This window comes from Streptomyces sp. NH27 (assembly GCF_056859195.1).
In genome coordinates this window covers 1-14,099 of sequence record NZ_JACEGK010000166.1, presented here as the reverse complement: position 1 = coordinate 14,099, position 14,099 = coordinate 1, and the positions used below count along the sequence as shown (strand labels likewise).

At 71.1% G+C, this 14,099-nt stretch carries 12 protein-coding genes and 1 tRNA gene; 10 read left to right on the top strand and 3 right to left on the bottom strand.

The window, feature by feature from the left end; translation table 11 throughout:
- From AC13HU_RS15875 to AC13HU_RS15865, 3 genes are all read left to right on the top strand, one after another.
- On the top strand, nucleotides 1-660 hold a 660-nt coding region (locus AC13HU_RS15875), incomplete at its 5' end, for an AIM24 family protein (protein ID WP_483042510.1).
- A gap of 6 nt (nucleotides 661-666) precedes the next feature.
- On the top strand, nucleotides 667-1,350 hold the full coding sequence (locus AC13HU_RS15870; RefSeq protein ID WP_483042509.1) for an AIM24 family protein: 684 nt from the start codon (nucleotides 667-669) through the stop codon (nucleotides 1,348-1,350).
- Nucleotides 1,351-1,366: 16 nt separating this feature from the next.
- Nucleotides 1,367-2,122: an AIM24 family protein gene (locus tag AC13HU_RS15865; RefSeq protein WP_483042508.1), complete on the top strand. Its 756-nt coding sequence runs from the start codon at nucleotides 1,367-1,369 to the stop codon at nucleotides 2,120-2,122.
- A 300-nt stretch (nucleotides 2,123-2,422) separates the two neighbouring features.
- Here the strand turns inward: AC13HU_RS15865 and AC13HU_RS15860 are convergent, their stop codons facing one another.
- Both AC13HU_RS15860 and AC13HU_RS15855 read right to left on the bottom strand, forming a co-directional pair.
- Nucleotides 2,423-2,953, bottom strand: a complete 531-nt coding sequence (locus AC13HU_RS15860; RefSeq protein WP_483042507.1) for an NUDIX hydrolase — start codon at nucleotides 2,951-2,953, stop codon at nucleotides 2,423-2,425.
- On the bottom strand, nucleotides 2,950-4,491 hold the full coding sequence (locus AC13HU_RS15855; protein ID WP_483042506.1) for a zinc-dependent metalloprotease: 1,542 nt from the start codon (nucleotides 4,489-4,491) through the stop codon (nucleotides 2,950-2,952). The genes AC13HU_RS15860 and AC13HU_RS15855 overlap by 4 nt, the downstream gene beginning before the upstream one ends.
- A 199-nt stretch (nucleotides 4,492-4,690) precedes the next feature.
- Here AC13HU_RS15855 and AC13HU_RS15850 point away from each other — a divergent pair, with 199 nt between their 5' ends.
- The 4 genes from AC13HU_RS15850 (at nucleotide 4,691) to AC13HU_RS15835 (ending at nucleotide 7,896) form a co-directional block, all read left to right on the top strand.
- Nucleotides 4,691-5,794 carry an SDR family oxidoreductase gene (locus AC13HU_RS15850; protein ID WP_483042505.1) on the top strand — a complete coding sequence of 368 codons (1,104 nt, stop codon included), beginning with the start codon at nucleotides 4,691-4,693 and terminating at the stop codon, nucleotides 5,792-5,794.
- Between the two features lie 89 nt (nucleotides 5,795-5,883).
- Nucleotides 5,884-6,369 carry a molybdenum cofactor biosynthesis protein MoaE gene (locus AC13HU_RS15845; RefSeq protein ID WP_483042512.1) on the top strand — a complete coding sequence of 162 codons (486 nt, stop codon included), beginning with the start codon at nucleotides 5,884-5,886 and terminating at the stop codon, nucleotides 6,367-6,369.
- A gap of 183 nt (nucleotides 6,370-6,552) precedes the next feature.
- Entirely contained in the window at nucleotides 6,553-6,813 is a 261-nt protein-coding gene (locus AC13HU_RS15840; RefSeq protein ID WP_483042504.1) for a hypothetical protein, read from the top strand.
- 9 nt (nucleotides 6,814-6,822) lie between these two features.
- Entirely contained in the window at nucleotides 6,823-7,896 is a 1,074-nt protein-coding gene (locus AC13HU_RS15835; RefSeq protein WP_483042503.1) for a YlbL family protein, read from the top strand.
- A gap of 33 nt (nucleotides 7,897-7,929) precedes the next feature.
- Here AC13HU_RS15835 and AC13HU_RS15830 read toward each other — a convergent pair whose 3' ends face one another.
- Nucleotides 7,930-8,490: a PPA1309 family protein gene (locus AC13HU_RS15830; protein ID WP_483042502.1), complete on the bottom strand. Its 561-nt coding sequence runs from the start codon at nucleotides 8,488-8,490 to the stop codon at nucleotides 7,930-7,932.
- A 132-nt stretch (nucleotides 8,491-8,622) separates the two neighbouring features.
- Here AC13HU_RS15830 and AC13HU_RS15825 point away from each other — a divergent pair, with 132 nt between their 5' ends.
- The 3 genes from AC13HU_RS15825 (at nucleotide 8,623) to AC13HU_RS15815 (ending at nucleotide 13,846) form a co-directional block, all read left to right on the top strand.
- Nucleotides 8,623-11,601 carry a UPF0182 family membrane protein gene (locus AC13HU_RS15825; protein WP_483042511.1) on the top strand — a complete coding sequence of 993 codons (2,979 nt, stop codon included), beginning with the start codon at nucleotides 8,623-8,625 and terminating at the stop codon, nucleotides 11,599-11,601.
- A gap of 42 nt (nucleotides 11,602-11,643) precedes the next feature.
- Nucleotides 11,644-11,720, top strand: a tRNA-Met gene (locus tag AC13HU_RS15820).
- Nucleotides 11,721-11,974: 254 nt separating this feature from the next.
- Nucleotides 11,975-13,846 carry a tetratricopeptide repeat protein gene (locus AC13HU_RS15815; RefSeq protein WP_483042501.1) on the top strand — a complete coding sequence of 624 codons (1,872 nt, stop codon included), beginning with the start codon at nucleotides 11,975-11,977 and terminating at the stop codon, nucleotides 13,844-13,846.
- The last annotated feature ends 253 nt before the right edge of the window (nucleotides 13,847-14,099 follow it).

Genomic DNA, 14,099 nt, shown 5'->3' with positions numbered 1-14,099 from the left:
GGCATCACCGTCTCCATGCAGAAGTACCGCGAGCAGCCCACCGGGCAGCGCTGGACGCAGCAGAACCCGAAGATGATGCGCGCCGACCTCGGCCAGGGCACCGGACAGCCGGTGCTGGCCCGTCAGGGTGCCATGGTGCTCTACCAGGGCAAGGTCGACTTCGCCTACAAGGGCGCGGGATTCAGGGGCCGCGTCGTCGGCAACATGACCGGCCAGGAGATGCAGCTCATGCGCTGCACCGGTGGCGGCCAGGTCTTCTTCGCCGAGAACGCCTCCTACCTGCACCCCGTCGAGCTGCAGGGCGACGCCATCTGCGTCTCCGCGGAGAACGTGCTCGCCTTCGACGAGGGACTCCAGCACGAGGTGCGCAGGATCGAGGGCCACGGCATCCCCGGCGGCGCCCTGTTCACCATGCAGTTCCAGGGCACCGGCACCGTGATCGTCAAGACCCATGGCACCCCTGTGGTCCTCCCGGTCACCCCGACCACCTATGCGGACAGCAACGCGATCGTCGCCTGGTCGGCGGGCTCCCAGGTGATCGTCTCCAGCCAGGTGCGGCTGCGCAGGAGTGCCTATCCCGGCCACAGCGGCGAGACCGTGAACCTCCAGTTCCGCGGCGCGCCCGGCAACTTCATCGTCGTCCAGCCCTACGAGGTGTGACCTGCCATGGACCAGCAGATGATCGCGGGTTACGCCCCCAAGCCGGTCGCCGCCCGTATGGAGAACCACGGCTCGTCCATGCTCAAGGTCGCCATGGCCACCGGCCAGGACCTCTTCGCCCGGACCGGCTCGATGATCGCCTACGAGGGCTTCATCCAGTACGAGCCGAACCCGCCGGCCGTGCGGCAGATGGCCTCGTCGTGGCTGACCGGTGAGAGCGCGCCGGTGATGAAGTGCAGCGGCGACGGCCTGCTCTACCTGGCCGACTACGGCGCCGACGTGGTCTGTCTCAACCTGGACAACGAGTCGGTGTCGGTCAACGGCACCAACCTGCTGGCCTTCGACGCGCACCTGCAGTGGGGCGTCGAACGCGTCAAGGGCCTGGCGAAGTTCGCCGGGCAGGGCCTGTTCAACGTCGCGGTGTCCGGCACCGGATGGGTCGCGATCACCTCGCGCGGCACCCCGATCGTGGTGGACTGCGGTTCCGGCGCCGATGAGACGTATGTCGACCCGGACGCCCTGGTGGCCTGGTCGTCGGGGCTGAAGATGAAGGCCAAGCGCAGCTTCAAGGCGTCGTCGCTGATCGGGCGCGGCAGCGGCGAGGCGTTCCAGATCGCGTTCTCCGGCCAGGGCTTCGTGGTCGTCCAGCCCAGCGAGGACAGTACCGACCGGCTCCGGGCCCGGGGCTGAGGGGGAGCGACACATCATGCAGAGCCCGCTTTTCGCCTTCACCGAGGTCCAGAACCAGGACCACTACAGCCTGCAGAACTCCTACCTGCTGCGGGTCCGGCTGGACGGTGACACCGGCCCGGACTGCCTTGCCCGCAAGGGCTCGATGGTCGCCTACCAGGGGCTGATCGAGTTCGACGGGGAGTACCAGTCGCACTACCAGCGCAGCGCCGCGCGCGCGACCGGCGAGGGCCTGGATCTGATGCGCTGCTCCGGCCAGGGCACGGTGTACCTGGCGAACCTCGCCCAGCAGATCCACATCCTGGACGTCGATCACGACGGGCTCACCGTCGACAGCGCCTACGTCCTCGCCCTCGACTCCGGGCTGCACTGGGATGTCATCGCGGTCGACAGCCAGTACGGCCTGGCCGGCACCGGGCAGTACAACGTCGCGATCGCCGGGCAGGGCAAGGTCGCTCTCATGACGTCCGGCAAGCCGCTGATGCTCCCGGTCACCCCGAACACGTACGTGTCCTGCGATGCGGACGCGGTCGTCGCCTGGTCGACCTCGTTGCGGGTCCAGATGCAGGCGCAGACCAGCAGTTCGTCGGTGTTCCGGCGGCGCGGCAACACCGGCGAGGGCTGGGAGCTGAACTTCGTCGGCCAGGGCTACGTCCTGGTCCAGCCCAGCGAGATGATGCCGCCGCAGAACGTGGAACTGCACGGCCTGCGCGGGCAGTACGGTGTCGGGGCGCAGGGCGCCGACCAGGGGAACGCGTGGGGCGGCCGCTGACCCCCGATATGCCGCGGTAACGACCTGGGGAGCAATAGGGAGTGGATCAGGGAGCGGCGTCATGTGGCTTCGGATCCAAGGCGGAGGAGGGAGGCGATGCTGGGGGCACTCCCCCTGGCTTCGCCGGGGGCACCCCCACCCACGCCGCAGGCTGTGGGGGAATCGTCGACCGACGACAACGCCGGAGGCGGAGTCGCAGGGCGGCGCGAGCCCGCTCCCTATTGCTCCCCAAGTCGTAAGGGGCACCGACCCATGGTCGGCGCCCCTTACAGGTTCTGCGGGTCCTACCGGTTGCGTTGCCTAGAGCAGCGCCCTGGTGCGTTCCAGGAGGGTACGGACCGACCTGTCGGACAGTCCGGCGACCTCGTCGAAGGTGAACCAGCGCAGGGCCAGCGACTCGTCGCTGATGGATTCGACGGCGCCCGGGGGAGCCACCGCGGCGTACTGGACGTCGAGATGCCAGGCACACGGCACCAGGTGGCGGTCGAGGTTGACGGGTCCGGGCACCAAGAGCGTGAGCCCCTGGATGCCGGACTCCTCGGTGCCCTCGCGCAGCGCGGCACCCGACAGTGAGGTGTCGGCGGGCTCGCAGTGGCCGCCGGTCTGCAGCCACAGCTTGAGCTTGGCGTGCAGGGTGAGCAGGACGTGCCGTCGCTCGGCGTCCAGGATGAGCACGCTGCCGGTGAGGTGCCCGGCCTTGCAGGGTTTCCACATGCCGTCCGGGTGGGCGGTCAGGTGCGCCAGGTACTCCTGGCGCAGCCTGTCCTGATCGGCGTCGGGGGCGTGCCAGGTCTCCAGGACGCCCACCGCGTCCTTGTGCAGCGTGCTCACTTGCCGGCGTCGCCGTCCTTGTCGTCGGTGCTTCCGCTCGTGTCTCCGCTCGCATCCTCGGCCGAACCGCCGTCCTCGGCCTCTGCGGGCTTCTCCGGCCGCGCGGGGCCGTCGGCCGCGGCATCGCCGTCGGTGCCCTTGGCGCCCTTGTCCAGGCTCGTCTCGGGGCCCTTGTCGCTGCTCGCGCCACCCGCCGCCTCGCCGAGCAGCTTGTCGAGCTCGGAGAAGTCGATGACGTCGCGGTGCACGAAGCCGTCGGGGTCGTCGAGGTCGGCCGCGGTCGGCAGCATGTCGGGGTGCGCCCACAGGCCGTCGCGCCCCTCGACGCCACGGGCGTCGGTGAGCGAGGCCCACAGCCGGGAGGCGTCGCGCAGCCGGCGCGGCCGCAGTTCGAGCCCGATCAGGGTGGCGAAGGTCTGCTCGGCGGGGCCGCCGGTCGCCCGGCGGCGGCGCAGCGTCTCGCGCAGCGCGCCCGCGGACGGCAGGTGCGGGGCGGCGGCCGCGTGCACGACCGCGTCCACCCAGCCCTCGACCAGCGCGAGCGCGGTCTCCAGCCGGGCCAGCGCGGACTTCTGCGCCGGGGTGTCCTCGGGCTGGAACATGCCCTGCTGCAACGCCTCCTGAAGCTGCTCGGGCTGCGTGGGGTCGAGTTGCCCGACGGCCTCTTCGAGGCGGGCGGTGTCGACCTTGATGCCGCGTGCGTAACCCTCGACGGCGCCGAACAGGTGGGCCCGCAGCCAGGGCACGTGGGCGAACAGCCGCTGGTGGGCCGCCTCGCGCAGGGCGAGGTAGAGCCGCACCTCCTCCTGGGGGATGCCCAGGCCGTCGCCGAACGCGGCCACGTTGGCCGGCAGCAGGGCGGCCTTGCCGGCCGGGCCGAGCGGCAGCCCGACGTCGGTGGAGCCGACCACCTCGCCGGCCAGGGTGCCGAGCGCCTGCCCGATCTGGGAGCCGAACATCGCGCCGCCCATGGACCGCATCATGCCGAGCAGCGGGCCGGTCATGGCCTGCATCTCCTCGGGCAGTACGTCGCCCATGGCGCCGGCCACCCGCTCGGCGACCGGGTCGACCAGGTCCTTCCACACCGGCAGGGTCGCCTCGACCCACTCGGCGCGGCTCCAGGCCACGGCGGTGTTGGCGCCGGACGGCAGGGACGTGGCGCCGTCAAGCCACAGATCGGCGAGGCGGACCGCCTCCTGGACCCAGTCGCGGTCGGCGCGGCCGACGCTCGCGTCCTTCACGCCGTCCGGGGTGCCCTGGGCGACGGTCTGGCGGGCGATGTCCTTGGCCATGTCCCAGTTCACGGGACCGCCGTCGTAGGAGAGCATCTGGCCGAGCTGCTGGAAGGCCGCGCCCAGGTCACCGGGGTTCAGGGAGCCGAACATCGCCGCGAGCGGGTTGTCGCCGCCGCCCGGGCCGAAGGGGCTGTTTCCGCCGAACCCGAACGGGTTCGGCTGGCCGCCCTTGGGCTGCTTGCCCTCGTCCCCGTCCTCGGGCTCCTCGGGAGGGACGCCGAATCCGAATGGGATGTCACTCACGGGATTCCTCGGATCTGTGTCGTGATGGGCTGTGTCGGGGGCCGGTTCGTGGTGGGCTGGAACTCTGGCTGCCGGTGGTGCGGCGGGTGTCGGGAGGTCTTGCTGGCCCGGCCCGGTGTGATGGGCTCTACCTCCAGCGTAGACACCCGTCCGGCAGGATGGCGCTGTACGTATCTGAGACAACCGTGGGAGACACCCGGTGAGTTCCCCAGAAGCACACGTTCGCCCAGAGCGGAGCCCCGGTCGGGCCGGGTCGGGGCCGGTGGTCGCGATCACTGGCGCGGCTTCCGGGGTGGGGCGCGCGCTGGCCATGCGGCTCGCCGAGTCCGACCAGGTCAGGAAGGTCGTGGCGATCGACGAGCGGCGCGGCGACGTGCCCGGGGCGACCTGGCGGGTGCTGGACGTGCGTGACCCGGCGATCGCCGAGAAACTCCGCGGCGCGTCGGTCGTGGTGCACCTTGCGCTCGACCTCGACCTGGAGTCCGACGCGAAGGCCCGTTCGGCGTTCAACGTGCGCGGCACCCAGACCGTACTGACCGCGGCCGCCGCGGCCGGCGTGCACCGCGTGGTGCTGTGCACCTCGGCGATGGTCTACGGCGCCCAGGCCGACAACGACGTGCCGCTCGCCGAGGACGCTCCGCTGCGGGCCACGTCCGAGGCGAGCTTCGTGGACGACCTGCTGGAGATCGAGCGGCTCGGTCGCCGTGCCCCGCGCGCCCACCCGGGCCTGAACGTGACGATCCTGCGGCCCGCGGTCCTGGTGGGCGACACCGACACCGCGCTGACCCGGTACTTCGAGTCGCCACGGCTGCTGGTGGTGGCGGGCAGCCGGCCGTGCTGGCAGTTCTGCCATGTCGAGGACCTGGTGTCGGCACTGGAGTTCGCGGTGCTGGAGAAGGTCGACGGCGAGATGGCGGTCGGCTGCGACGGCTGGCTGGAGCAGGAGGAGGTCGAGGAGCTGTCCGGCATCCGCCGGATGGAACTGCCGGCCGCGGTCGCCTTCGGCGCGGCCTCCCGGCTGCACCGGCTGGGCCTGACCCCGTCGCCGGCGGGCGACCTCGCGTACACCATGCACCCCTGGGTGGTCAGCGGGCGCAAGCTGTACGAGGCGGGGTGGCGACCCCAGTGGTCCAACGAGCAGGTGCTCGCCGAGTTGCTCGCCGAGGTCGAGGGCCGCAACTCCGTCGCAGGGCGCCGCCTGGGCCGCAAGGACGCCACGACCCTGGGTGCCGCCGGCGCGACCGTCGCCCTGGTCGGCGCGGCGGCCGTGGTGCGCAGGGCCCGCAGGCGCCGCGGGCTGTGACCCCGGACCGGCCCCCACGGTGACCGGCGATAATGAAATACTGTTTCCGCATCGTGGCATGGCCTGGGGAGTGAGGCAGCATGGAAGACATGGCATCCGTATTCGGCGCACCCGGTGAGTCCACGCCCTTCGGTGGCGCGGCGGATGACGCGCCCGCCGTCCGCCTGCTCGCGATCCGCGACACCCCCCTGTCGGTGGACGAGGTCTTCGGCGCGGTCGGCGACGACGCCGCCGGCGGCACCGCGCTGTTCGTGGGCACGGTCCGCGACCACGACGGCCGCCCCGACGCCCAGGTGACCAGGCTGTCGTACTCCGCGCACCCCACCGCCGAGGCCGAGTTGCGCCGGGTCGCGGAGAAGGTCGCCGCGGACTTCCCCGTACGGGCGCTCGCCGCCGTTCACCGGGTCGGTGACCTGCGGGTCGGCGACATCGCGGTGGTCGTCGCGGTCGCCTGCCCGCACCGTGGCGAGGCGTTCGCCGCCAGCCGCCGCCTGATCGACGACCTCAAGCGTGAGGTGCCGATCTGGAAGCACCAGACCTTCGCGGACGGCGAGCAGGGCTGGGTCGGCGCGTAGCTCCGTCGTGGCCCTCATGCGACGGGGGACGGCTGCGGGGGAGCGGCGCAACGAACACCCTCCGTTAGTGGGACTTCCGGTTGCGTAACTCCGCGCCCCGGCCGAACGTTGACCTACCGAGTGGTTAATCTGCTCATAGGTCTGATTGATCTCGTTTGGGTCGTACGGGTTGGGGAGTTCGCAGTGGGAGCACTCACTTGGTTGCTCATTCCGGTGGCCGCCGCGGTCGCCGCCGCCATCTGGGCCCGCTGGGCCGCCCGCCGGCGCAGCACCGGCGACGGCGCCTCGCTCGCCGGATATGAGAGGTTTCGGCAGGCGATGCAGACGGTCGCGGTCGCCCCGGCGGCCGCCGGCGGTGCCCCGGTCTCCGCGGTGGACGGGGACATTTCGTCGGACGACGAGGAGGATTCACCCCGCGGGCCGGTTGTCGGACCGGTCCCGTAGGGTCAGGGCATGTCACGCCGCACCGCGACGCTGCTCGCCTCGACTCTGACGCTGATAGCGCTGCTGTGCGTGGCGCTGGTGACACCGACTCCGTACGCGGAGATGTCACCCGGGCCGACCGTGAACACCCTGGGCAGCTATGGCGGCGAGAAGGTCATCGACATCGCCGGCCGCAAGACGTATCCCACCACCGGCAACCTGAACATGACGACGGTCCGCGTCACAGGTGCCGACTACCGGATGAACCTGGTCGAGGCGGTGCTCGGCTGGGCCCGGCATGACGACAAGGTCGTCGAGCACGACACCCTCTACCCCAAGGGTCAGACCGCCGAGCAGGCCGACGAGGAGAACGCCGAGGAGTTCAGCCAGTCACAGGACAGTGCCAAGGTCGCCGCCCTGGAGGAGCTGAAGATCCCCGTGCAGTCCCGGGTGATCGTCGCGGCCGTGGTCAAGGGGGGCGCCGCCGAGGGCCTGCTGCACGCCGGTGACGTGATCAAGGCCGTGGACGGCCACCAGGTCAGCGCGGCCGACCAGGTGGCGACCTTCGTCACCAAGCACACCCCGGGTGAGAAGACCGTGTTCACGGTGGTCAGGGCGGCCGACGTCAAGAAGAAGTCGCCGCCCACCCAGCAGGTGACGATCACCACCCGCGCCTCCGACGACACCGGCCCCAAGCGCGCGGTCGTCGGCATCCAGGCGGGCGTGGAGCACCTGTTCCCGTTCACCATCAACATCCGGCTCGCGGACGTCGGCGGCCCCAGCGCGGGCATGATGTTCGCGCTCGGCATCATCGACAAGCTCACCCCGGGCAACCTCACCGGCGGCGCGTTCGTGGCCGGCACCGGCACCATCGACGACAACGGCAACGTCGGCCCGATCGGCGGTATCAGCCTCAAGACGATCGGTGCCCGCGACAAGGGCGCGAAGTACTTCCTCACCCCGGCCGACAACTGCGAGGAGGCCGCCAAGGACATCCCCGGCGGCCTCACCCTGGTCAAGGTGAAGACCCTGGACGACGCCATGGCGGCCCTGAAGGACATCCGCGACGGCGACATCTCGAAGCTGCCGAGCTGCAAGAGCTGACCGTCACGGCCGGCCGCGCTCAGCCGCCGGCGCTCACTCCTCGAACGTGGCGCTCAGCGCATCCGCCAACCCCGGCACCAGGTCCTTTCCGGTCAGCACCTCCGTCGCCGAGTCCTTCGCGCGCAGCCGCACCGCCGACTCCCGCGTCCCGTCGCGCAGCACTCCGACCGTCATCCGCACCTCCTGTCGTTCGGGGTGCGCGGCGACCCAGGCGGCCAGCGCCTTGTCGTCCAGGTCGTCGGGGATGGCCGCCTCGGCGGACGGCGGAAGCATCAGCCGCTCCACGGTGAGCGCGCACCCGGCGATCACCTCGGGCCAGGCGATGGTGGCCAGGAACTCGTCGAGTGCCTGCCCGGCCGGCAACTCGTCCTGCTCGATGGGGGTCAGACCGGTGGCCGCCGAGTCGGCGCCGTCCAGCCCGAGTTGGTCGGCGAGCGCGGGCTCCCGGGTGCGCAGGTGCGCGGTGTCGACGAGGGCGAACAGCCGTGCGGGCCGGTCCCAGCCGAGGCCCGACGCATAGGTGTCGATCTCGAGGACGGCGCGGGTCAGGGGGTTCGCCGCGAGCGGCGAACCTTCGGTCGCAGTGTTGGACATGTCAGTATCCTCCCCCTTCTCCGACCGGAATCGGGAACCGGCCAATGCGTCGATAAGTTGCACCTGTGGGAGTCCGACTCGGGGCACCCCGAGATCACCGACCACTTCGAGGTGCGCACCTTGGTATTCGAGATGCCGGAACGCGACGGAGACGGAGGGGCGGCCGCACCTCGCTTCACCGTCGGCCGCCCGTCGCGCAGCGCCCGTACGCTGCTCATCACCGTGGCCGTGCTGGCCCTGCTGATGATCGCGTTCGTGATGTTCGCCGGCTTCTGGACGGACCTGCTGTGGTACCGGTCGGTGCACTACTCGTCGGTGTTCGGCACCGTGTTGTGGACGAAGATCGCGCTGTTCTGCGCCTTCGGGCTGCTGATGGCGCTGGCGGTCGGCGCGAACATGTTCCTGGCGCACCGGCTGCGCCCGCCGCTGAGCGCGATGTCGCCCGAGCAGCAGAACCTCGACCGGTACCGGATGGGCATCGCGCCGTACAAGAAGTGGGTGCTGCTCGCGGTCAGCACGGTGGTCGGGCTGGTCGCCGGCGGATCGGCCACCGGCCAGTGGCGGTTGTGGCTGCTGTTCGTCAACGCGACGCCGTTCCACACCAAGGACCCGCAGTTCCACAAGGACGTCTCGTTCTACACCTTCGACCTGCCCTGGTACCGCTTCCTGCTGGCCTTCTGCTTCGCCGTGGTGCTGCTGTCCCTGGTGGCCGCGGTCCTGGTGCACTACCTGTACGGGGGGCTGCGGATCACCTCACCCGGCGCCCGCGCCACCACGGCCGCCACCAGTCACCTGTCGGTGCTGCTCGGCCTGTTCGTCTCCCTGAAGGCGGTCGCCTACTGGCTGGACCGCTACTCGCTCGCGGTGAAGTCCAGCGGGATGAAGGCAACCGACAACTGGACCGGCCTGCGCTACGTCGACGCCAACGCCTACCTGCCGGCCAAGACCATCCTGTTCTCGATCGCGGTGATCTGCGCGCTGCTGTTCTTCGCCACGCTGTGGCGCCGCACCTGGACGCTGCCGACCATCGGCTTCGGCCTGATGGTGCTGTCCGCGATCCTGATCGGCGGCCTGTACCCGGCGATCGTGCAGAAGTTCCAGGTCCAGCCGAACGAGGCCCTCAAGGAAGCGCCGTACATCCAGCGGAACATCGACGCCACCCGCGCCGCGTACGGCATCGACGACACGGTGGAGTCCGACTACAAGGGCACCAGCAAGACGCCGGACGCCAAGCTGCGCGCCGACGCGGGCAGCGCCGCCTCGGTCCGGGTGCTCGACCCCAACGTGGTCGCGCCGACCTTCCAGCAGGCCCAGCAGTCCGGTAGCTACTACTCCTTCCCCTCCACCCTGGACGTCGACCGGTACACGGTGGACGGCAAGGAGCAGGACACCGTGGTCGGCGTCCGGGAGCTGAACGTGAAGGGCATCCCGGAGAACAACTGGATCAACGACCACTTCAAGTACACCCACGGCTACGGCATAGTCGCGGCCAAGGGCACCACCGTGACCGGCAACGGCAACGGCACCGGCTCGGCCGCCGATTCCGACACCACCACCGGTGTGTCGAGTGACTCCGACCACACCGGCCAGCCGGTCTACACCGAGCAGGGCCTGCCCACCGCCGGTGCCCTCGGCCCGTACACGCAGCAGATCTACTTCGGCGAGCAGACCAAGCAGTACTCGATCGTCGACGGCCCCACCAAGGAACTGGACTACGCCGAGAAGAAGCGCGAGGTGACCACCTCGTACCAGGGCAAGGGCGGGGTCAGCCTCGACAACCCGGTCACCCGGGCCGCGTACGCGGTGACGCTGGGCGAGCCGAAGATCCTCTACTCGGGTGCGATCGGGCACGGTTCGCAGATCCTGTACAACCGCACCCCCAAGCAGCGCGTCGAGGCGGTCGCGCCCTGGCTGACGATCGACGGCGACCCGTATCCGGCCGTCGTCGGCACGCACGTGGAGTGGATAGTCGACGCCTACACGACGACCGACAACTATCCGTACTCCTCGCGTACGACGCTGGGCAGCACCACCGCCGACTCCTTCACCGACAACCAGCGAACGGTGGCGGCCCGGCAGAACCGGGTCAACTACATCCGCAACGCGGTGAAGGCCACCGTGGACGCGTACACCGGCGCCGTGACGCTCTACCAGTGGGACGCCAAGGACCCGGTGCTCAAGACCTGGATGAAGGCGTTCCCGCACACGGTGAAGCCCAAGAGCGCGATCCCGGCCGCGCTGATGGCGCATCTGCGCTACCCGGAGGACCTGTTCAAGGTGCAGCGGCAGCTGCTCACCCAGTACCACGTCACCGACGCCACGCAGTTCTACACCGGCAGCCAGGTCTGGCAGGTGCCCGACGACCCCGCGTCCAAGTCCGGCAAGGCGGTGCCGCCGTACTACCTGAGCCTGAAGATGCCCGACCAGAGCGCGCAGCGATTCTCGCTCACCTCCACCTTCACGCCCAGCGGACGCGGCAACCTGGCGGCGTTCGTCGCGGTGGACTCCGATGCGACCAGCCCGGACTACGGGACGATACGGCTGCTGGAGACGCCCACCGACGACCCCGTGGACGGACCGCGGCTGGTGCAGAGCAAGTTCACCTCCGCGTACGGCCAGCAGATCTCCCGGCTGCGCGGCAAGGACTCCACCATCGAGTACGGCAATCTGCTCAGCCTCCCGCTGGACGGCGGGCTGCTGTATGTGGAGCCGGTCTACCTGCGCGGTGCGAACGTCAACTACCCGCTGCTGAAGAAGGTGTTCGTCAGTTTCAACGGGCGCAACGCGTTCGACGACACCCTCGACCAGGCGCTGGACTCCGTCTTCGGCAGCAGCGGCGGCGCATCGACGAGCCCGACGGTTCCGGCGAGCCCGGGCGGGCCGACCACCACGCCACCGGGAAGCTCCGCGAACCCCCGGGTCGAGGCGGCCCTGACGAAGGCCCAGAAGGCGTACGACGACGCCCAGGCGGCCATGAGGAAGAACGACTGGGCGGCGTACGGCGAGGCGCAGCGGCGGCTCGGCAAGGCGCTACAGGAGGCGGAGCAGGCCGAGAAGGCGGCGGAGGCCGTCAACCCGGCGAAGGCCGTCAAGCCTTCGAAGGCGGGCTGATCAGGTGGCATCGCGAGCCGTGGTACGGTTGGAACACAACGACGCGGGGTGGAGCAGCTCGGTAGCTCGCTGGGCTCATAACCCAGAGGTCGCAGGTTCAAATCCTGTCCCCGCTACCACGGCGGCTCGGGGTCTCAAGGGACCCCGGGCCGTTTTGTCGTGCCCGCAGCCCGGTCGCCGGGTGCGGCTCCTAGTAGGTGGGAACCAGACTCGCCGTCAAGGGAGTTCGGGCCACTTCACTTGTTCGTGTGACATCGCGCTTACGGTGTTTGACCTGACGCCTTGTCGGGAAGTCGATAAAACGCCGAAGTGACCAAGCGGGGTGCGGTATACCAGGTGTACGCCGCTGATAGGTGGTGCGACCATGGGGCTTATGGGGGACGGTGCAAGACTGCTGAACACTCGTCAGAACCGTGAGGAGCGGGAGCCGACGGGCCGGAAGGCCATGACCGTGGCCGAGTTGCTGCCCGCACCCCGTAGCGGCGAGCCCGCGGCACAGGGCGCGGCCGCCCCCGACGACGCCTCGTCCACCGCGCCGGCCCTGCTCAGCGAACTGCCCGACGAGGACACCCTCGCGATGCGCGAGGAGGCCGAGATCGAGGCCCGGCACCGGGTGGCCGCCGACGGGGGCGACCCCGGCGCGATGAGCGCGCTCGGCACCCTGCTGTTGCGCCGCGGCGACCTCGACGGCGCGGAGCCCTACCTGCGGGGCGCCGTCCAGGACGGCGACCGTGCCGCCGCCAACAACCTCGCCCTGCTGCTGCACCAGCGCGGCTGCGCCGAAGAGGCCGCCGGATGGTGGCGGATCGCCGCCGTCGCCGGCTCCGCGCCCGCCGCACACGCCCTCGGCCGCCACCTGCGCGAGCGCGGCGACGAGCCCGGCGCCGAGTACTGGCTGCGCCAGGCCGCCGAGGCCGGCCACGCGCTGGGTGCGTACGCCCTCGCCGACCTGCTCGACCACCAGCGGGACGTCGCCGCCGAGCGCTGGTTCCGCACCGCCGCGGAGCAGGGCCACCGCGAGGCCGCCTACCGGCTGGCCCGGATCTGCGCGGTCCGCGGCCAGGAGCGCGAGGCCGAGCAGTGGTACCGCCAGGCCGCCGCCAAGCGGCACCGCCGTGCCGCGCTCAGGCTCGGCACACTCCTGGAGGAGCGCGGCGAGACCAAGGAGGCCGAGCGCTGGTATCTGACGGCCGCCCGCGACGGCGAGGCCCGCGCCGCCTGCGCGCTGGGCTTCCTGCTGCGCGACGCCGGGGACATCGACCTCGCCGCGACCTGGTGGCGCCGCGCCGCCCAGGCCGGCGACGGCAACGCGGCGAACGCGCTGGGCGCCCTGCACGCCCAGGAGGGCGAGACGCAGACCGCCGAGCGCTGGTACCGCACCGCCATGGAGGCCGGCGACGTCAACGGCGCGTACAACCTCGGCCTGCTCTGCGCGGGCAACGGCCGGGCCGCGCAAGCCGAGCAGTGGTACCGCAAGGCCGCGTACGCCGGGCACCGCGAGGCCGCGAACGCGGTCGCCGTGCTGCTGCTCCAGCGCGGGGACGCGGCCGGCGCCGAGCCGTGGTTCTCCAAAGCCGCGGAGGCCGGCAGCATCGACGCGGCCTTCAACCTCGGCATCCTGCACGCCTCCCGCGGCGAGGACGCCACCGCGCACCGCTGGTACGAGCACGCCGCCGCGGCCGGGCACGCCGAGGCCGCGCTCCAGGTCGCGATCGCCCTCCAGCGCGAGGGCGACCAGCACGGCGCCGAGCGGCATCTGCGCTGCGCGGCCGGCGGCGGCAGCCCCGAGGCGGCCTTCCGCCTCGGCACGCTCCTCGACGGCCGCGAGGAGGGGAGCGAGGAGTCCGCCGAGGAGGCGGAGGAGTGGCATGAACGCGCGGCGCGCCAGGGGCACCGCCGCGCCCAGGTGCGGCTCGGCATGGGCGCGGCCAACCGGGGTGACGTGGTCGAGGCCGCGCACTGGTACCGGCTCGCCGCCGAAGCGGGGTCGCGCAACGGCGCGTTCAACCTCGGGTTGCTGCTCGCCCGGGAGGGGAGTGAGCCCGAGGCCGCGCTCTGGTGGACCCGTGCGGCCGAAGCGGGGCACGGGCGGGCGGCGTTGCGGATGGCGCTGCTCTCGGCTCGGCGGGGGGATCTTCCGGCCGCGCAGTCGTGGTGCGCTCGCGCGATCGACTGCGGGCCTCCGGAGGTGGCCGAGCGGGCGGCTCGGCTCACTGCCGCGGTCTCCCACGAACTCACTGCGTGATCGCCGCAGCGGTCCGCCCGGGTCGCCTGGAGCGGTCGGTTCCCGGGCCATCTGCCGGTGGGGTGGCTGGTCGCTTCGTTCTCCCCCGGAGCTTCGCCGGGGGGTGCTCCCACGCGCTCCTGGGTGGGGGCTGCTTGCGGTCGGTTCCCGGACCACCTGCCGGTGGGGTGGCTGGTCGCTTCGTTCTCCCCCGGAGCTTCGCCGGGGAGGTGCCTCTTGCCGTTGGCTTGTTGGTCTGCGGTGGGTGGGGGGT

What these genes read in the sequence shown, in the direction of transcription:
- AC13HU_RS15870 (WP_483042509.1), top strand. Translation starts at nt 667, where the DNA reads ATGGACCAGCAGATGATCGCGGGTTACGCCCCCAAGCCGGTCGCCGCC.
- AC13HU_RS15865 (WP_483042508.1), top strand. Translation starts at nt 1,367, where the DNA reads ATGCAGAGCCCGCTTTTCGCCTTCACCGAGGTCCAGAACCAGGACCAC.
- AC13HU_RS15845 (WP_483042512.1), top strand. Translation starts at nt 5,884, where the DNA reads ATGGCATCCGTATTCGGCGCACCCGGTGAGTCCACGCCCTTCGGTGGC.
- AC13HU_RS15835 (WP_483042503.1), top strand. Translation starts at nt 6,823, where the DNA reads ATGTCACGCCGCACCGCGACGCTGCTCGCCTCGACTCTGACGCTGATA.
- AC13HU_RS15830 (WP_483042502.1), bottom strand. Translation starts at nt 8,490, where the DNA reads ATGTCCAACACTGCGACCGAAGGTTCGCCGCTCGCGGCGAACCCCCTG.
- AC13HU_RS15825 (WP_483042511.1), top strand. Translation starts at nt 8,623, where the DNA reads ATGCCGGAACGCGACGGAGACGGAGGGGCGGCCGCACCTCGCTTCACC.
- AC13HU_RS15815 (WP_483042501.1), top strand. Translation starts at nt 11,975, where the DNA reads ATGGGGGACGGTGCAAGACTGCTGAACACTCGTCAGAACCGTGAGGAG.